Genomic DNA, 18,137 nt, shown 5'->3' with positions numbered 1-18,137 from the left:
AGAACAACAAATGACCAATCAAGAATTCGACCTGCACCACATCTGGCACCCCTATACCTCCCTCACTCACCCTCTGCCCTGCTATGAAGTGGCCAGCGCCAAAGGGGTGACCATCACCCTCAGCGATGGCCGCGAACTGGTGGATGGCATGAGCTCCTGGTGGGCTTGCGTGCACGGCTATCAGGTGCCGGAACTGGACGCCGCCGCCACCGCCCAGCTCGGCAAGATGTCCCACGTGATGTTTGGCGGCCTCACCCACGCCCCGGCGGTCGAGCTCTGCCGCAAGCTGGTGGAGATCACTCCAAAGGGGCTTGATCGGGTCTTTCTGGCCGATTCCGGCTCGGTGGCAGTGGAAGTGGCGCTCAAGATGGCCCAGCAGTACTGGCACGCCAAGGGAACGCCCAGAGCCAAATTTGTCGCCCTGCGCAGCGGCTATCACGGCGACACCTTTGGCGCCATGAGCGTCTGCGATCCGGACGGCGGCATGCATGAGCTCTACAAAGGATTCCTGCCGGAGCACAATTTTGTCGAAGCACCCCGCTGCCGCTTCCACGCCGAGTGGGATGAACAGTGCGTGGTGGAGCTGGCGACACTCATGGCCGATCATCACGAAGAGATCGCCGCCATCGTACTTGAGCCCATAGTGCAAGGGGCTGGCGGCATGCGCTTCTATCACCCCCGCTACCTGCAGTGGGTGCGCGCCCTGTGCGACGAGTTCGGTGTGCTGCTGATTGCCGACGAGATCGCCACCGGCTTTGGCCGTACCGGTCAGCTGTTTGCATGCGACTGGGCGGGGATCAGCCCCGACATCATGTGTCTGGGCAAGGCGCTTACCGGCGGCTACCTCACCCTCTCGGCGACCCTGACCACCGAGCATGTCGCCCGCACCATCTGTGACGGCAAAGCCGGCGTCTTTATGCACGGCCCCACTTTTATGGGCAATCCCCTCGCCTGCGCGGTGGCCAACGCCTCCATCGATCTGCTGCTGGCCTCACCGTGGCAGGAGCGGGTGCGCACCATCGAGCATCAGCTGCGTACCGAACTGGTAGAGCTGACCCTGCACCCGGCGGTCGCGGATGTGCGGGTGCTCGGCGCCATCGGGGTGGTGGAGATGAAAGAGCGGGTGGATGTAGCGCGCATCCAGCGCAAGTTTGTCGAACTGGGCGCCTGGATCCGCCCCTTTGGCAAGCTGGTCTACCTGATGCCCCCCTTCGTCATCACCCCTGAAGAGCTACGGGTATTGACCGGCGCCATCCGTCAGGCCATCGCCGAAGGCGAGTTTTAATGCATGCAGCGGGCGGCCATCGCTGCCGCCCGTTTGACTACCGGCATTTGATATATAAAGAGGGCAACTTTATCCACTTCAGTGCGCTTTCACTTGCCGTAATGTGAGCAAAACACCAGACCTGAGGCCCCAAGAGGGGTAAACTGCTGCGGTTTTACCATCAAGAAAGACTGCTCATGCGCCTCTCCATTGCTGCCAAAATCAACTTTTTCCTGCTCTTCATCTTCTCCATGGTACTGGTCTTCTCCGCAGCCTATCAGGCGGTGCGCGAGCGCGATCTCATCCTGACCCTCATCAAGGAGCAGAGCCGCGAGCAGACCGAAGCCTATTTCGACGGCCTCAACATGCTGATGCTGACCGGCAAGATGGATGCCCGCGATACTCTGCGCGGCAAGTTTCTCGACCACGCCCATGTGGAGGATGCACGCATCGTTCGTGGCGACGCGGTGAGCAAACAGTTCGGCCCGGGACGGGAGACAGAACAGGTAAAAGATGAGTTTGATGAGCTGGCTCTGGCGGGCAAAGGGAGCCTGGAGGTGGTGCACAACGGCATGCACAGCCGTCTGGTGGTCACCCGACCGCTGCTGGCCAAGAAGGATTTTCGCGGCACCGACTGCACCAGCTGTCATCTGGTGCCGGAGAACACTGTGTTAGGGGCCGTGCGCTTTGACTACTCCCTCGATTCGCTGTTTACCCGGGTCGAGCAGAATATTCTCACCTCGGCGCTCATTCTCACCGGCATCTTCGGGATGGGACTGCTGCTGACCCTCTGGGTCATCCGCACCTGGATCGTGCGCCCTCTCAACCAGTTGACCCGCTCCATGGAAGAGGCGACTGACTTGCACGACTTCGGCCACCGGCTGGAGGGGGATGACGGCGACGAGATTGGCCGGGTGGCGGTGGCCTACAACCAGATGCTCGACAGTGTGGAGCGCCAGCTCGGCAAACGCACCAAGGCCAGCAGGCAGGAGCCGGATCAGCCCCGCTAAGACGAACGCTTAACCGACGTAGTAGAAAAGCAGACTGGCGATCAGCACCAATAGCAGGATGGCCAGATTGACATGTCGGGAGTCATCCTGACGGCGGCTGCGCTTGCGCTCCAGCAGCAACACCGCCAGCGTCAGGGCGCAGCAGCTCCAGAGCCCGTAGACCAGCCAGGGGGTTAGAGCCGGGTCCCAATAATCGCGCACCTCGATCCCGCCATAGACCAGAAAACCGTAGGCAATTTCGGGCCGGGCATAGTGGTAAAGGGAGAGCAGCACGATAAAGCCGCCCCAGCAGAGCATCACCAGCCCCTGCAACACCCGTGTCAGCCAATCTGGCCCCTGCCGCCGATCTTTCACCCACCGCTCCTGCGCCCGTGACACTCTTGTTGAGTGAACCATGCCGAAAACCCCACCAGAGTCCGACATTTTTGCTTGTTTATCAAACCCGCGCGGGTAAGATTGACGGCTTAGTCTGCCATGGTGGGCCATCTGTGCCCGGGCCAGACTCCCTAGTGTTGCAAATAGCGCTGCAAGAACAAGCTGGAGACAATATTTCGATGACGCACGCATCCGTAGTAGATGTGCTGGCCGGTAAGTATCCGGTCGGCACCACCCAAACTGTCAAAGGGTGGATCCGGACTCGCCGTGATTCCAAGGCGGGGATCTCATTTTTGGCCATTTCCGATGGCTCCTGTTTCCATCCGGTACAGGCAGTTGTCCCCAATACCCTGGCCAATTACGAGAATGAAGTGCTGCGTCTGACCACTGCCTGCTCCGTGGAAGTGACCGGCATGATTGCCGCCTCTCAGGGCAGCGGCCAGGCTTTCGAACTGCAGGCGACCGAGGTGAAGGTAGTCGGTTGGGTCGAAGATCCGGACACCTACCCGATGGCTGCCAAGCGCCACAGCATCGAATACCTGCGTGAACAGGCCCACCTGCGCCCGCGCACCAACATCGTTGGCGCCGTGACCCGCGTTCGTCACTGTCTGGCGCAAGCCATCCACCGCTTCTTCCACGAAGAGGGTTTCCTCTGGGTTGCGACCCCGCTCATCACCGCCTCTGACACCGAAGGTGCCGGCGAGATGTTCCGCGTCTCCACTCTGGACATGGAAAACCTGCCGCGCACCGACGCCGGCAAGGTGGACTACAACGAAGATTTCTTCGGCAAAGAGGCTTTCCTGACCGTATCCGGCCAGCTGAACGCCGAAACCTATGCCTGCGCCCTCTCCAAGGTCTACACCTTCGGCCCGACCTTCCGCGCTGAAAACTCCAACACCAGCCGCCACCTGGCCGAGTTCTGGATGGTTGAGCCGGAAGTGGCCTTCAACGATCTGGAAGATAACGCCGCACTGGCCGAAGCCATGCTGAAGTATGTCTTCAACGCCGTACTGACCGAGCGCCGCGACGATCTGGAGTTCTTCGCCCAGCACGTGGACAAGGATGCCATCGGCCGTCTGGAGCGTTTCGTCTCCTCCGACTTCGCCCAGATCGACTACACCGACGCCATCGACGTGCTGCAAAACTGCGGCAAGAAGTTCGAGTTCCCGGTCTCCTGGGGTATCGATCTCTCCTCCGAGCATGAGCGCTATCTGGCCGAGGAGCACTTCAAGTCTCCGGTGGTGGTGAAGAACTATCCGAAAGATATCAAGGCCTTCTACATGCGCCTCAACGACGACGGCAAGACCGTTGCCGCGATGGATGTACTGGCACCGGGCATCGGCGAGATCATCGGTGGTTCCCAGCGTGAAGAGCGTCTGGACGTGCTGGATGCCCGCCTGGCCGAGATGGGCCTGAACAAGGAAGATTACTGGTGGTACCGCGATCTGCGTCGCTACGGCACAGTCCCGCACTCCGGCTTCGGTCTGGGCTTCGAGCGTCTGGTAGTCTACGTGACCGGTATGGGCAACGTCCGCGACGTGATCCCGTTCCCGCGTACTCCGCGTACCGCCGAGTTCTGATCAGCGGCATCTTGCCACTGCATTGCAAAAGCCGACCTGTGGGTCGGCTTTTTTATTGTCACCATTATGGGTGATACTCAGGATCAATCGGCACAAGGAACTCGTCGCCTATGGGATATCGCCTGCTGCTTTCGCTATTGCTGTCCTGCATGCCTGTTCAACTGTGGGCCGAGCCCGTTCGTCTGACCACCCTGGAGTGGCCCCCCTACACCAGCCAGAGCCTGCCCGATGGCGGCCTCACCGGTCATATCGTCAAGCGCGCCTTTGCCGAAGCGGGACTGGAGGTGACGTTCGACTTCTACCCCTGGCAGCGGGCGGTGCGGCTGGCGGCCGATCCAGCCCAGCCTTATAGCGGCTATTTTCCCGAGTATCTCTCCGACACCCTGCCCACCCTGTGGCGCAGCTCCCCCAGCGTGGGGGACAGCGTGCTGGGCATGGCGCAGCGCTCAGGCCCCCCCATCCCCTGGCAGCAGCTCACGGATCTCGCCCCCTACCGGATCGGCGTGGTGGAGGGATACGTCAACACCCGTGAATTCGATGCCCTGATGGCCAGCAAGCGCCTCAACACTGCCGCCGTCGATGCAGACCTGCTCAACCTGCGCAAATTACAGCGCGACCGGCTCGATCTGGCGGTGATCGACAGGGATGTCTTTCACTGGCTCATCAACCATGATCGCAAGCTGAGCAGCGCCGGATTGCAATTTCACCCGAAGATCCTCGAACACAAGAGCCTGCACATCATGTTTCGTCCCGATCAGCAGGCGTTACAGCAACGGGTGGCACAGGCCATTGCCAGACTCGATATTGCCAAGCTGAGCGAGGATTATCAGCGCCGCTATCTGCAGCAAGCACCTGCGGCCAAGTGAGCCAACCCGCCGAAGTCAGACCTTGTTGGCAAAAATAGCCTGAGCGCTGGTTTTTTCACCCTCTTCTGCCGCAATCGAGCCCTTTTTATGCCCCTCCCCTGCAGCTCTGTTGCCGCTCTGTGCTGCCACCATGACCACCCAATGGCTTGACCCCGAGTGATACCACTTGGTGACAAAAATGATGTTTTTGTTAGTACATGGTTTTTAAGTGGTTTAATCAAAAATTCATCGAGTTATTGAAGTAACTCAATTTTTTCACTTTTTCAGGGGAGCAGAATAGCAACTAACCCTTTTGGGCTAAATAAAACAGACAATGACAATTCATGGTTCAGGCTACCCGCGGCAATATGGGTTGAATCACACGAGGTAACGGAATGATCTTGATGGAATTTTTAGTGGTACTCGGCTGCTTGCTGCTGGGTACCCGCTTTGGGGGCATGGGACTCGGTCTCATCAGTGGTATCGGTCTCTTCCTGCTGACCTTCGTCTTCGGCCTGGTGCCGGGCGAACCGCCTGTTCAGGTAATGCTGACCATTCTGGCGGTGATCGGCTGTGCCGCTACCCTGCAGACTGCCGGTGGCCTCAACCTGATGATGCAAGTGGCCGAGCGTCTGCTGCGCCGTCACCCGCAATACATCACTATCCTGGCGCCGCTCACGACCTGGACCCTCACCTTCCTGTGCGGTACCGGCCACGTGGTCTACACCATGTTCCCCATCATCGCTGACATTGCGCTGCAGAAGAACATCCGTCCCGAGCGTCCGATGGCCGTGGCCTCCGTTGCCTCCCAGATGGCCATCTGCGCCTCCCCGGTCTCCGTTGCCGTGGTCTCCATGGTCTCCATTCTGGCGGCCGGTCACGGTATCGGTCAGGCTTACGGCCTGCTCGACATCCTGATGATCGCCATCCCCTCCTCCCTGACCGGTGTCATCGTGGCGGCCCTGTGGAGCCTGCGTCGCGGCAAGGATCTGGACAAAGACGAAGAGTTCCAGGCCAAGATCAAAGACCCGGAGCAGCGTGCCTTCATCTACGGCGGTGGTGAAACCCTGCTCAACACCAAGTTCCCGAAAGAGGCCTACTGGTCTACCTGGATCTTCTTCGCCGCCATCGCTGCCGTGGTATTGCTCGGCGCCAACGAAGGTCTGCGCCCGGTGTTCACCATCAAGGACAAAACTGGCCCGCTCTCCATGAACCTGGTGATCCAGATGATGATGCTGATCGCCGGTGCCATCATCCTGATGCGCTGCAAGGTCAAGCCGGGCGAGATCGCCAACGGTGCCGTCTTCAAGGCAGGCATGGTCGCCATCTTCTCCGTATTCGGGGTTGCCTGGATGAGTGAGACCTTCTTCCAGGCCCACATGCCGCTGCTCAAAGAGACCCTGGCCCATGTGGTACAGGCCCAACCCTGGACCTACGCCCTGGTACTGTTCCTCATCTCCAAGCTGGTAAACAGCCAGGCCGCCGCCCTCACCGCCATCGCTCCCATGGGTCTGGCGCTGGGTGTCGAACCCAAGCTGCTGATCGCCTTCCTGCCGGCGAGCTACGGCTACTTCGTGCTGCCGACCTACCCGAGCGATCTGGCCTGTATCGGTTTCGACCGCTCCGGCACCACCCGCATCGGCAAGTTCATCATCAACCACAGCTTCATCATTCCGGGGCTGATCGGGGTGGTGACCTCCTGCTCGCTGGGCTTTATCCTCACCAGCATCCTGCTCTAATCGCAGTCGCGTTTACCACGCTATTGCAATACAGGCCCCCACTTCGGGGGCCTGCTTTTTTCCCCGCTCAGTTACCTCAACCACTTCCCCGCCGCCATTTCCGGACACTATGCCTTTACCTCTGCCCCCGTCGCTGGGTAGCATGCCCCCTCGTTCACCACTGGAATCTCATCCATGTCTCGCGTCATCCTGCTCTGGAGCGGTGGCAAAGATGCCATGCTGGCCCTCTGTCATGCCCGCCAAGCGGGCCATCAGGTGATGGCACTGGCCACCTTTGCGCCGCCAGAGCCCCGATTTCTGGCTCACCCCTTGCCGCTCGTGCGCCGTCAGGCGGAAGCCCTCGGGCTGCCCCATCTGCTGGTCACCATAGAAGCGCCGTTCGATCTCGGTTATGAGCGGGCACTGGCACGGCTCAAGGAGGAGTGGCAACTCGATGGCGTAGTCACCGGCGATATCGACAGCGTGGGCGGTGCGCCTAACTGGATCCGCGAGCGCTGCCGCCCGCTTGGTCTCACCGTCCACACCCCGCTCTGGCAGCAATCTCGTCAAGCCTTGCTGGCGGATATGCTGGCCCGCGGCATCGTCGCCCACCTCTCCTGCGTCGATACCCGGGTGCTGGCCCCCGAGTGGACTGGACGCACCCTTGATGCCGCCACCCTCGCCGCGTTGCAGAAACTGGCCGAGCACGAGGGCTTCGATGCCTGCGGCGAGCAAGGGGAGTACCACACCATGGTGACCGACGGCCCGGGCTTTGCCGCCCCGCTGCGCCTCGATGGCTGGCTGGTGGCGCGGCAGGATCACCTGGCCTATCTGGCCGAGCCACAGAGGTAACGGCCTCAAGCAAGCAGCCAACTCACTTAGCGCGCGAAAAATCGAGATAAAAAAACGGGAGGCAACAGCCTCCCGTTTGGATTTGAGCGGACCAGTTTTGAGCGGGCCAATAACGACCCGAACAAGGGATAAACCGGCTTATTTCGCCAGCTTGCCCAGCACCCGCTGCAGCAGGCGGATGCGCGGCTCGATGCTCTCCAGCAGCAGGAACTCCGCCTCCGAGTGGAAACCGCCCCCCATGGGGCCGAAGCCATCCAGCGACGGCACCCCCGCGGCGGCGGTGAAGTTGGCATCCGAGCCGCCACCGGCCTCCAGCCAGTTGAAGGGGATCCCCTCCTCTTTGGCTGCCGCCTCCACCAGTGCCATCAGCGCCTCGGTGTCACCGCTCGGTCGCATCGCCGGCTTGAAGGTCTGGCGATCCACCTCGACCCGACAACCCGCGAGGAAGGGGTTGTTGGCCATAAAGGTGAGCCGGTCGTGTACCGCAGCGGCCTCTTCGTTGCTCCAGAAGCGCAAATCCACGATCGCCTCGGCAAAATCCGGCACCACGTTGACGCCGGTGCCGCCCTGTACCACGCCGACGTTCATGGTGGTGCCCGTGGTCATGTTGACCTGCTCGTTGATGGCCAGTACCCAGTGCGCCAGCTCGGTGATGGCGGAGATCCCTTCGGTGAGGGCCGAACCGGCGTGGGACGCCTTGCCGTGGAAGGTGATGCGGTACTTGGCATTGCCCTTGCGGGCGCTGATGAGATCCCCGTTGGGACGAGCTGCCTCGGCCACCAGCACGCAGCCGCTCTGTTTGGCCTTCTCCACCAGCCAATCTTTCGACCAGGGGGAGCCAATCTCTTCGTCGCAGTTGTAGCAGACCAGCACCTTGAGCTTGGCAAGCAATGCCGGATCCATCTCTTTGAGTGCATACCAGATAGAGAGCAGGCCGCTCTTCATGTCCGAGACACCGGGGCCAAAGGCTTGATTGCCTTCGATTTTCAGCGGGCGCTTGGCCGCCGTCCCCTCGGGGAAGACGGTATCCATGTGGCCGCACAGCATCACATCGTAGTGGTCGGCACCCGGCGCATTGGTGATCTCGAGGCAGGGGCCGCACTCGGCAGCGAACTGATGGCGGGTCACCTGCCAGCCGATGACCTCATATTTCTCGGTCATGATGTCGGCCACTTTCGCCACCCCGGCCGGGGTGCGAGTACCGCAATCGAGGTTGATGAGCGGGGCCAGATCGGCCAGATAGCTATCGAGGGAAAACGGGCTCTTTACAACTGTCATTATCTTCTCCATGCGACAATCAGCGTTGATGGCCGATCGTCTATTGCAACAATGCGACACAGTGAGAAAAAGGCGGGCAGCCATGCCACCCGCCCGACCGGTAAATTCCAAACACCACTACATAACCCACATCACTACATGAACAGCAGATAGTTGAGGGTCAGCGCCGTCACCAGCGCCCCCGCCATCGGCACGCTGGTGCGCTTGACCACGGTAAAGGGCGATACCTTGGCAATCCCCGCACAGGCGATCAGTACCGCAGCGATGGGGGAGACGGTGCGGCCGATACTGGAAGCAAGCTGCATCGGCAGCAGCATGGTCACCGCCGGTACGCCAAACTTGGCTGCCACCGCCGGTGCCAGGGTCGAGAAGCTGAGGAACGCCGCGTTGCCGGAGCCCATGATGACCGCCGCTACCATGATCAGCGCCACCATCACCAGGGTCATCAGACCGCTGCCGATACCGGCATTGCTGGCAGAGTGCAGCAGGGTATCGATGGCGCCGATGGCCTTAAGAGATTCGGCAAACAGCTCGGCACAGACGATAAGCGCCACCACGGGGCCAAACACCTTGCCCATGCCGTCGAGGAAGCTCGACAGCCCGGCAAACGCGGTACGCACCGAGCGGCTACGCAGCAGCTCGCACAGCATGCCGATAAAGACCGACAGCAGCATGGCCACCTCCACGCTCATCTTGATGTCGCTCACCAGCAGCTTGGAGAAGGTCATCATCAGCACGAAGGGGATGATCGGCAACAGGGCATACCAGGTGGGCGCCTGCACGCTCTCGGTGCCCTGCTCGTCCAGCTCGGCGTGATCGCCGCGATGCAGCGCAGGATCCCAGCCATCCTTGCGATCGCAGTGACGCTGCCAGAAGAAGTGCAGCACCATGGTCACCAGCAGCATGGGGGCCACCAGCCAGATCTGGTAGTCGACAAAATAGCTGGTCGGATCCATGCCGGATTGACCGGCGGAGAAGATGGCGTTGGTCTGGGTCGGGCCAATTTCAAACGCCTGTGAGGTGGCAATGACACCACAGGCGGAGGCCGGGCTGATGCCGAGGTTGCGCATCACCGGATACATGGTGACCATCAACAGCAGGCCAAGGCCGGTGGCGGAGGTGACGAACAGGGAGACGAATACCGCCACCAGATAACAGATGGAGAGCATCAGGTAGCTGGACTGGATGCCCGCCACCGGTTTGACCGCCACTCGCACCAGCGCCTGGGAGGCCCCGATATGGGACATGTAGGTGGCAAAACCCGCCACCGCCATGATGGTGAGGCCGAGGCCCGCCGCGCGGTAGGAGAAGATCCCCTTGAACACTTCGAACAGGTCGAACAGGGCAAAGCCGGTGCTCTTGTCAGCGGGAAGAATAGGGTGCAGCCCCAGCCAGTAGGCCACTGCAAAAATGGCCATGCCCGCCAGCGCCAGCACCGCCTGCGGGTTGTAATCCTTGATAATGCCGTAGACCACGGCGACCAGAACGAGCAAGACGAATAAAAGTTCCAATATTCACTCCTGATAAATTTATCGAAGAGCGAAATCTAGTGATCTGACCACTGTTTGCCTTTGATCCCTATCAATAAAGGTGCCGTCACCGTGATTCATTAGCATAATATGTCGGCCATGTAACAATTTTTCGTTATTTCAACTGCCGGAAAACCTTTATCACCCCATATCCGGGAATTGTGTGACGCGACTCCCCTCTTTTTTGCGTTGGATCAACATATGACGGCGCCGAACTGGCGAAGATGCGCTTCGACATATAGCGACCATTTCGCGCCGGAGAGAGTTATGACAAGCCAAGCCACCGCAGGTGCTTCGACCTGCGACTACAAGCTGTGGGACATCCTCGTCGAGTCTGCAAAGGAACGCACTACCATTCGTTACTCCAAACTGGCCAAGCAGGCCGGGCTGGAGCAGTGCCAGGATGAACTGCGCACCCTGCTGCAACGCATCCGCATGTACTGCACCGAAAACAACCTGCCGATCCTCTCCGCCATCGTGGTGGACGACGTGGGCAAATACACTGGCCTCTCTTCCAGCCTGCCTGATGCACCCTGGGAACGGGCCCGGGTCTTTGACCATGAGTGGACCACCCTGCACTGATTGAGGTGCTTGATGATGCCGGCCAAAACGCGCCCGCTGGCGCGTTTTGGCTATCTGGCGTTTGCCCCCTTCTCTTTTTCTCCTGCAATAGTCGATCTTCTCCCGCAATACCCAACCCCATTGGGCATGCCAGCCCCACTGCTTCTGACCTTGTGCTCAAAATCGCCGTTCAGGTGTGACCAGTTCCGGTAAAACCCGCGAGCCAGACCATCGGCGTTGCCATGGGATTGCCACAATGCCAGAATCGGGCCCTTGCACTGCGTTGATTTGGATTTTCGGGCACGGCCACGGCCAGCGCCCACAAGAGAAGGACTCCCCATGGCCATCACCCTCTATGGCATCAAGAACTGCGACACCATCAAGAAAACCCGCAAGTGGCTGGATGAGGCCGGTATCGACTACCGCTTTCACGACCACCGCGCCGACGGCCTGAACCCGGACGATCTGGACAGCTGGCTGGCACAACTCGGCTGGGAAGCCCTGCTCAACAGCCGCGGCACCACCTTCCGCGCCCTGCCGGATGAGGCCAAACAGGGACTCGACACCGCCAAGGCTCGCGCCCTGCTGCTGGAACATCCGGCCATGATCAAGCGCCCGCTGCTCGACCGTGACGGCGAACTGACTCTGGGTTTCAAGGCTGATCACTACCAATCCCTCTTCTCCCGTTAAGGACAACTAAGGACAACTGATGTCGGATGTCATCGCACTGGCCAAGGATCTGATCCGCCGCCCCTCCGTTACCCCTCTCGATGGAGGGTGTCAGACCCTGATGGCGGAGCGCCTCGCCAGGATCGGGTTCGTTATCGAGCCCATGGTGTTTGAGGACACCACCAACCTCTGGGCCCGCCGTGGCAGCGAGGGGCCACTGTTCTGCTTCGCCGGCCACACCGACGTGGTGCCCGCCGGGCCGCTGGAGAAATGGCACACCCCGCCGTTCGAGCCGACCATCAAGGATGGCGTGCTTTACGGGCGCGGCGCCGCCGACATGAAGGGTTCGCTGGCTGCCATGGTGGTAGCGGTCGAGCGCTTCGTGGCCGAGCATCCGGATCACACCGGGTCCATCGCCTTTCTCATCACCTCCGATGAGGAGGGGCCCTTTATCAATGGCACCACCCGGGTGATCGACACCCTGGAGGCCCGCAACGAGAAGATCCGCTGGTGCATCGTCGGTGAACCCTCCTCCACCGCCGTGGTAGGCGATGTGGTGAAGAACGGCCGCCGCGGCTCCATCACCGGCGATCTGCTGGTACGCGGGGTGCAGGGTCATGTCGCCTACCCCCATCTGGCGGACAACCCCATTCACAAAGCCGCGCCAGCGCTGGCCGAGCTTGCCGCGACCGTGTGGGATGAGGGCAACGCCTACTTCCCCCCCACCAGCTTCCAGATCGCCAACATCTCGGCCGGCACCGGCGCCTCCAACGTCATTCCGGGCGAACTGCACGTCCAGTTCAACTTCCGCTTCAGTACAGAACTGACCGACATGGATATCCGTGAGCGGGTCGAAGCGCTGCTGGATAAACATGGCCTCGATTATCAGCTGAACTGGACCCTCTCCGGCCAACCTTTCCTCACCGATACCGGCGCGCTGCTTGATGCGGCCGTGGCGGCCATCGAACAGGTTAATGGTCAGCGACCGGCCCTGCTCACCACCGGCGGCACCTCCGACGGGCGCTTTATCGCCCCCACCGGCGCCGAGGTGATTGAGCTTGGCCCCGTCAACGCCACCATTCACAAGGTGAACGAGTGCGTGAAGGCGGACGATCTGGATCTGCTGGCCGACATGTACCAAGGGGTGCTCGAGAGATTGCTGGCATGACGCAGGAACAACTGCTGGGGCTCGACAAGAGCCACCTTATTCTGGTGGGGCGCGGCCCCCATCGTCTGACCGCCGCCACCGCGGCGGCCTTCAACGACATGCAGGTGGCGGCCGCCTACGAGGGGTTCAACCTGCAGGCGGCCTCCAGCTGGCGGGGCTTTGAGCGCCAGCTCGCCATCTGGAATGGCAAGTGGCGCGGCGAACGACCACTGCTCGATGCCAACAGCCAGCCCATCGATGCCCTGCAACTGGGCGAGATAGAGCGGCTGCACGCCATTTTGCGCTGGAGCGCCCTGCCCGGCACCAGCCGTCACCACTGGGGGACCGATCTCGATATCTACGACCCGGACTGCCTGCCCGCCGATACCAAACTGGCGCTGGAGCCGTGGGAGTATGAAGCCGGGGGCTGGTTTGCAGATCTCAGCGAGTGGCTCAGCGATCATATGAGCGACTTCGGCTTCTTCCTCCCTTATGCCAAGCCGGTCGGGGCACAGAGCGGGGTCGCCTACGAGCCCTGGCATATCAGCTTCTCGCTGGAGTCCGATGAGCAGCGGCTCGATCCCGCGGCACTGGCGCTTTGTCTGCAACAGGCGGATATTGAAGGCAAGTCGACTATATTGGCCAACCTTGATGAAATTTTGGCCCGTTATGTCACCACCTGTCCTGACGAAAGGAAAATCCCATGAATCTCTGGCTGTGGATAGGGTTGCCGCTGCTGTTCCTGCTCGGGCTGTTTCTCAATGCCATCAAAGACATGAAACGGCTGGAGAAGCAGTTGCCCAACTACAAGGACAAGATCCGCGAAGTGAAGGATGACGAGGACGACTGAATACCGCCCCCATCCCGTGGGGAGCGCCCTTGTGCTCCCCTCTCCCTCTGCTGTGCCGTTTCGCTTTTCCCCGCCCTCTCCTCCCTGCGCATCCTGAAATCGACGCTCCTTTGACTCCGCTTTCGTTAACCCCGTCACTGTCAGAATATGGCGCGGCCATGCTGAAAAAAAGGATGAAAAATGTAAGAAAGTGCAAATTGATGCACAAATAAGCCACACAAGGGGGGCCTAACTGCATATAATGTGCCTACTTTGCACATTACCAGGAAGGAGTTCGCCCTTGGATGCCGCTACCATCAACAGTTTCTTTTTTGTCGCTGCCCTGTTGGTGGGAGCCAGCGTACTGTTGAGCGCCCTCTCTTCCCGCCTCGGGATTCCCATCCTGGTCATCTTCCTCGCCGTCGGCATGCTGGCGGGTGAGGATGGCCCCGGTGGCATCCACTTCGCTGACTACTCCATCGCCTATCTGGTGGGCAACCTGGCGCTTGCCATCATTCTGCTCGACGGCGGCATGCGCACCCGGGTCTCCTCGTTCCGGGTGGCGCTCTGGCCTGCCCTGTCGCTGGCGACGGTCGGGGTGGCCATCACCACCGGCCTGACGGGGCTTGCCGCCGCCTGGCTGTTTGACCTCAACCTGATGCAGGGGATGCTGATCGGCGCCATTGTCGGCTCCACCGATGCGGCGGCGGTCTTCTCCCTGCTTGGCGGGCGCAGCCTCAACGAGCGGGTGAGCGCCACTCTGGAGATAGAGTCAGGCAGCAACGACCCCATGGCGGTGTTTCTCACCGTCACCCTGATCGAGGTGCTCGCCACCGCCCAGCAAGGGCTGGATGGGGGCTTCCTGCTGCTGCAACTGGTCAAGCAGTTTGGCCTTGGCGCCGGGATTGGCCTTGGCGGCGGCTGGCTGCTGTGGCGCCTCATCAACACCGCCCGCTTGGCGCCGGGGCTCTATCCGCTGCTCACCGTCAGCGGCGGTCTGCTGATCTTCGCCCTCACCACGGCGGTCGGTGGCAGCGGCATTCTCGCCATCTATCTCACCGGTCTGTTGCTCGGCAACCTCGCCCTGCGCAGCCGCAGCACCACATTGTCGGTGCTGGACGGTCTGACCTGGCTCAGCCAAATCGGCATGTTTCTGGTGCTGGGGCTGCTTGCCTCCCCCACAAGCTGCTGCCCATCGCCCTGCCCGCGCTGGCGCTGGCGATGTGGATGATCCTGTTTGCCCGCCCGGTGTCGGTCTGGATCGGGCTGCTGCCGTTCAAGAACTTCGCCCCCCGCGAGCGCTGGTTTATCTCCTGGGTCGGCCTGCGCGGCGCCGTGCCCATCATTCTGGCGGTCTTCCCCATGATGGCGGGGCTGCCCAACGCTCAGCTCTACTTCAACGTCGCCTTCTTTGTGGTGCTGGTCTCGCTGATTTTGCAGGGCAGCTCGCTGCCGCTGGCCTCAAAACTGGCGCGGGTGGAGGTGCCGGCACCACCGTCGCCCATCAACCGCTCCGGGCTCGAGATCGATCTCGACAGCCAGTGGGAGACCTTCGTCTACCAGCTGGGGGAGGAGAAGTGGTGCATCGGCTCGCCACTGCGGGATCTGCAGATGCCCGCCGGCACCCGGATCTGCGCCCTGTTTCGTGGCCGCGAGCTGCTCCACCCCTCGGGCAGTACCTGTCTGCAGGCCGATGACATCCTCTGCGTGATCGGTCACGAACGTGACCTCCCTGCCCTCGGCCAGCTCTTTAGCCAAGCGCCGGAGCAGGATCTCGGCCCCCGCTTCTTCGGTGACTTCCTGCTGGAAGCAGCCGCGCGGCTGGTGGATCTCGCCCCTCTCTACGGGCTGGATGTGAGCGAGGTGGCGGATCAGACACTGGGTGATTTTATTGCCAGCCAGTTGGGCGATAATCTGGTGGTCGGTGACAACATCGAATGGCAGGGCCTGATCTGGACCGTGGCCGAAATGGACGAGAGCGTGCCGAGCAAGATCGGGGTGCGCTTTCAGGAAGAGGACCCGGTCTGACCGACCGTCCCGTATCAAGTCCCCAGCAAGAAGGGAGAGAGTTATGCCATATCAAAGTTTGCTGTCCGGCCCCCTGCCCCCCGCTGCCAATCTGGGGGTGATTGAAGGCTTTTTTGGCAAGGGATGGAGCTGGCAGGCCCGCGTCCGCTACGCCCAGTGGCTGCCACGCCATGGTTACGGCTTCTATATCTATGCACCGAAAGAGGATGGCTATCTGCGCAAGCACTGGGCCCTCCCCTGGCCCGAGCAGCAGCTGGCCGATCTCGCCGAGCTGGCGCGCCAGTGCCGCGCCAACGGACTCGCCTTCGGGGTGGGCTTGAGCCCCATGGGGGCTCATCACGACTACGATCGCAAACGCTCGGCGCTGCTTGAGAAAGTGCGCCTCATCGACGAGATGCTCCAGCCCGATATTCTGGCGGTGCTGTTTGACGATATGAAGGGAGATACCCCGGACCTGGCCCGTCACCAGCTCACCATCGCCCACGACATCGCGGCCCACAGCAAGGCGACCCGCCTCATCTTCTGCCCCAGCTACTACTCGACCGACCCGGTGCTGGAGAAGGTGTTTGGCGCCATGCCTCCCCGCTATCTGGAGGAGCTTGGCGAGCAGCTCGACCGCCGCTTCGAGATCTTCTGGACCGGCCCCAAAGTCTGCTCGACCGAGTATCCGGCGGTACACCTCAAGCAGGTGACCGATCTGCTCGGCCGCAAGCCCTTCCTGTGGGACAACTACCCGGTCAACGATGGCAGCAAGGCGAGCAGCTACCTCCACCTGCGCGCCTTCGAGAATCGCCCTGCCGAGCTGGCAGAGCTGGTCTCTGGCCACGCGGTCAACCCGATGAAGCAGGCAGCACTCTCCGCCCTGCCCCTCGCTACCCTGCCGATGAGCTACCGACTCGGCAAGCAGTACGACCCCGACAAGGCGCTGCATGCCGCCCTCAACGCCACCTGCGGCCCGCAGATCTCGGCGATGATCGAGGCCGACCTGCCGCTGTTTCAGGATCTGGGGCTGGCACAGCTCACCCCCGAGCAGATTGCCGCCCTCAAGGCGCGCTATCTGCCGTTTCGTGACCAATCCTGCGTTGACGAAATCGTGCGCTGGCTGGACGGGGAGTATGTGTTCGATCCCGACTGCCTGACCGATTAAACCGCCCCTGCGGGGGCAGAAAGGAGGTTGTATGGATGCACACCTGCTTTACCAGAATCTGGCGGTGATCGCCGCCTTCTTGCTGATCTACAGCCTGATCGCGGGACGCTTCGAGTCAAAACTGGTCAACGGCCCCCTGCTCTTTCTGCTGACCGGCTGGTTGCTGGGGCCGGGAGGGCTGGAGCTGCTCTCCCTCTCTATCGACAGCGCTGGCATCAAGCTGCTGGCCGAGCTGACGCTGGTTATCGTGCTGTTCAACGATGCCGCCAACACCAACTGGCAGGTATTGCTGGCCAATCGCCAGCTCCCCATCCGGCTGCTGCTGATTGGCCTGCCCCTCACCCTGCTTTGTGGCACCCTGTTTGGCCACTGGATCTTCCCCGACCTGCCACTGCTGGAGATGGCTATCCTCTCCACCATTCTCGCGCCCACCGATGCGGCGCTCGGCAAGGCGGTGGTAAGCAACCCCGCGGTGCCGGCACCGGTGCGTGAAGGGCTCAATCAGGAGAGCGGCCTCAACGACGGCATCTGCGTACCGGTGCTGCTTCTGCTGCTGGCCCTTATCGCCCCCACCGAACAGCATGCAGGCACAGCGACGCTGGCTATCACCCTGATGCTGGAGGAGATCGGCATTGGCCTGCTGGTCGCCTTTGTGCTGACCAGCCTCACCATACGGCTGCTGAAAATCTCCTATCTCAACGGCTGGCAACTGCCGCTCTGGCGCCAGCTCACCATGCCGGGCCTAGCCCTGCTCTGCTTTGCGCTGGCACAGACTCTCGGGGGGAGCGGCTTTATCGCCGCCTTTGTCGGTGGCCTCTTTATCGGCCACCGCCTCGGCGAGCACAAGCACGCCTATATGGACAGCTGCGAAGGCTACGGCGACCTGCTCTCCGTGGTGATCTGGATGGTGTTTGGCGCGACCCTTATGCCCATTCTGCCGGAGCTGCTGCACTGGCAATACTGGCTCTATGCCATTGCCAGCCTCACCCTGCTGCGGATGGTGCCGGTTTGGCTCAGCCTCATCGGTACCGGCCTCAAGCCGGAGCTCAAGCTCTTTATCGGCTGGTTCGGCCCGCGGGGCCTTGCCAGTATCGTCTTTGCGGTGATGGTGCTGCAAAACGAGCCTGCCCTGATTGGCCAGCGCCCCATCATCGCCACCGTGCTCTGCACCATCATATTGAGCGTCATCCTGCACGGCCTCACCGCCAACCCCTGGGTCGAGCGTTTCAAGCCTCGCTGAGCCACCCGGCGCCCATTAAAAATGCCACCGACCGGTGGCATTTTTCTTGTATGGTGCGGGTCACT

At 61.3% G+C, this 18,137-nt stretch carries 16 protein-coding genes and 1 pseudogene; 14 read left to right on the top strand and 3 right to left on the bottom strand.

What is annotated here, in order from left to right; translation table 11 throughout:
- The first annotated feature begins 10 nt into the window (after positions 1–10).
- Together bioA and ACTG2U_RS20380 are read left to right on the top strand one after the other, a co-directional pair.
- Entirely contained in the window at positions 11–1,285 is a 1,275-nt protein-coding gene (bioA, locus tag ACTG2U_RS20385; RefSeq protein ID WP_439975048.1) for an adenosylmethionine--8-amino-7-oxononanoate transaminase, read from the top strand.
- A 176-nt stretch (positions 1,286–1,461) separates the two neighbouring features.
- On the top strand, positions 1,462–2,274 hold the full coding sequence (locus ACTG2U_RS20380; RefSeq protein ID WP_005350472.1) for a HAMP domain-containing protein: 813 nt from the start codon (positions 1,462–1,464) through the stop codon (positions 2,272–2,274).
- Between the two features lie 9 nt (positions 2,275–2,283).
- Here ACTG2U_RS20380 and ACTG2U_RS20375 read toward each other — a convergent pair whose 3' ends face one another.
- A complete protein-coding gene (locus ACTG2U_RS20375) occupies positions 2,284–2,628 on the bottom strand; it encodes a hypothetical protein (RefSeq protein WP_335841598.1) in 345 nt (114 codons plus the stop codon).
- Between the two features lie 200 nt (positions 2,629–2,828).
- Between ACTG2U_RS20375 and asnS the strand changes: the two genes are divergently transcribed.
- The 4 genes from asnS (at position 2,829) to ACTG2U_RS20355 (ending at position 7,644) form a co-directional block, all read left to right on the top strand.
- Complete coding sequence (asnS, locus tag ACTG2U_RS20370; protein WP_439975047.1) at positions 2,829–4,229, top strand: asparagine--tRNA ligase; 1,401 nt, start codon at positions 2,829–2,831, stop codon at positions 4,227–4,229.
- Between the two features lie 149 nt (positions 4,230–4,378).
- Positions 4,379–5,095, top strand: a complete 717-nt coding sequence (locus ACTG2U_RS20365) for a substrate-binding periplasmic protein (RefSeq protein ID WP_439975046.1) — start codon at positions 4,379–4,381, stop codon at positions 5,093–5,095.
- 374 nt (positions 5,096–5,469) lie between these two features.
- Complete coding sequence (locus tag ACTG2U_RS20360) at positions 5,470–6,813, top strand: anaerobic C4-dicarboxylate transporter (RefSeq protein WP_005337916.1); 1,344 nt, start codon at positions 5,470–5,472, stop codon at positions 6,811–6,813.
- A gap of 174 nt (positions 6,814–6,987) precedes the next feature.
- Entirely contained in the window at positions 6,988–7,644 is a 657-nt protein-coding gene (locus ACTG2U_RS20355; protein WP_439975045.1) for a hypothetical protein, read from the top strand.
- 138 nt (positions 7,645–7,782) lie between these two features.
- On the opposite strand, the gene ACTG2U_RS20350 is transcribed toward ACTG2U_RS20355, so the two are convergent.
- Positions 7,783–8,922 (bottom strand): M20 family metallopeptidase, encoded by a 1,140-nt coding sequence (locus tag ACTG2U_RS20350; protein ID WP_439975044.1) that lies wholly within the window; start codon positions 8,920–8,922, stop codon positions 7,783–7,785.
- Positions 8,923–9,056: 134 nt separating this feature from the next.
- Positions 9,057–10,433 carry a C4-dicarboxylate transporter DcuC gene (dcuC, locus tag ACTG2U_RS20345; protein ID WP_005350454.1) on the bottom strand — a complete coding sequence of 459 codons (1,377 nt, stop codon included), beginning with the start codon at positions 10,431–10,433 and terminating at the stop codon, positions 9,057–9,059.
- A gap of 285 nt (positions 10,434–10,718) precedes the next feature.
- Between dcuC and ACTG2U_RS20340 the strand changes: the two genes are divergently transcribed.
- The 8 genes and pseudogenes from ACTG2U_RS20340 (at position 10,719) to ACTG2U_RS20305 (ending at position 18,072) form a co-directional block, all read left to right on the top strand.
- Positions 10,719–11,033: a hypothetical protein gene (locus ACTG2U_RS20340; RefSeq protein ID WP_005337929.1), complete on the top strand. Its 315-nt coding sequence runs from the start codon at positions 10,719–10,721 to the stop codon at positions 11,031–11,033.
- Positions 11,034–11,351: 318 nt separating this feature from the next.
- Complete coding sequence (locus tag ACTG2U_RS20335; protein WP_267529064.1) at positions 11,352–11,702, top strand: ArsC family reductase; 351 nt, start codon at positions 11,352–11,354, stop codon at positions 11,700–11,702.
- Positions 11,703–11,721: 19 nt separating this feature from the next.
- Positions 11,722–12,849: a succinyl-diaminopimelate desuccinylase gene (dapE, locus tag ACTG2U_RS20330; RefSeq protein ID WP_439975043.1), complete on the top strand. Its 1,128-nt coding sequence runs from the start codon at positions 11,722–11,724 to the stop codon at positions 12,847–12,849.
- Complete coding sequence (locus tag ACTG2U_RS20325; protein ID WP_439975042.1) at positions 12,846–13,535, top strand: M15 family metallopeptidase; 690 nt, start codon at positions 12,846–12,848, stop codon at positions 13,533–13,535. The genes dapE and ACTG2U_RS20325 overlap by 4 nt, the downstream gene beginning before the upstream one ends.
- The gene (locus ACTG2U_RS20320; protein WP_005337933.1) at positions 13,532–13,678 is read left to right on the top strand and encodes a hypothetical protein; all 147 of its coding nucleotides are present in this window, start codon (positions 13,532–13,534) and stop codon (positions 13,676–13,678) included. The genes ACTG2U_RS20325 and ACTG2U_RS20320 overlap by 4 nt, the downstream gene beginning before the upstream one ends.
- Before the next feature lie 280 nt (positions 13,679–13,958).
- Positions 13,959–15,685, top strand: a pseudogene (locus ACTG2U_RS20315) (potassium/proton antiporter).
- 43 nt (positions 15,686–15,728) lie between these two features.
- A complete protein-coding gene (locus tag ACTG2U_RS20310) occupies positions 15,729–16,832 on the top strand; it encodes a beta-N-acetylglucosaminidase domain-containing protein (protein WP_439975041.1) in 1,104 nt (367 codons plus the stop codon).
- 31 nt (positions 16,833–16,863) lie between these two features.
- Positions 16,864–18,072 carry a cation:proton antiporter gene (locus ACTG2U_RS20305; RefSeq protein ID WP_439975040.1) on the top strand — a complete coding sequence of 403 codons (1,209 nt, stop codon included), beginning with the start codon at positions 16,864–16,866 and terminating at the stop codon, positions 18,070–18,072.
- The last annotated feature ends 65 nt before the right edge of the window (positions 18,073–18,137 follow it).

Origin of the sequence: Aeromonas sp. 95A, assembly GCF_051919235.1 — a bacterium.
GTDB lineage: Bacteria > Pseudomonadota > Gammaproteobacteria > Enterobacterales > Aeromonadaceae > Aeromonas > Aeromonas veronii.
This window is presented reverse-complemented; position numbering and strand designations above follow the sequence as displayed.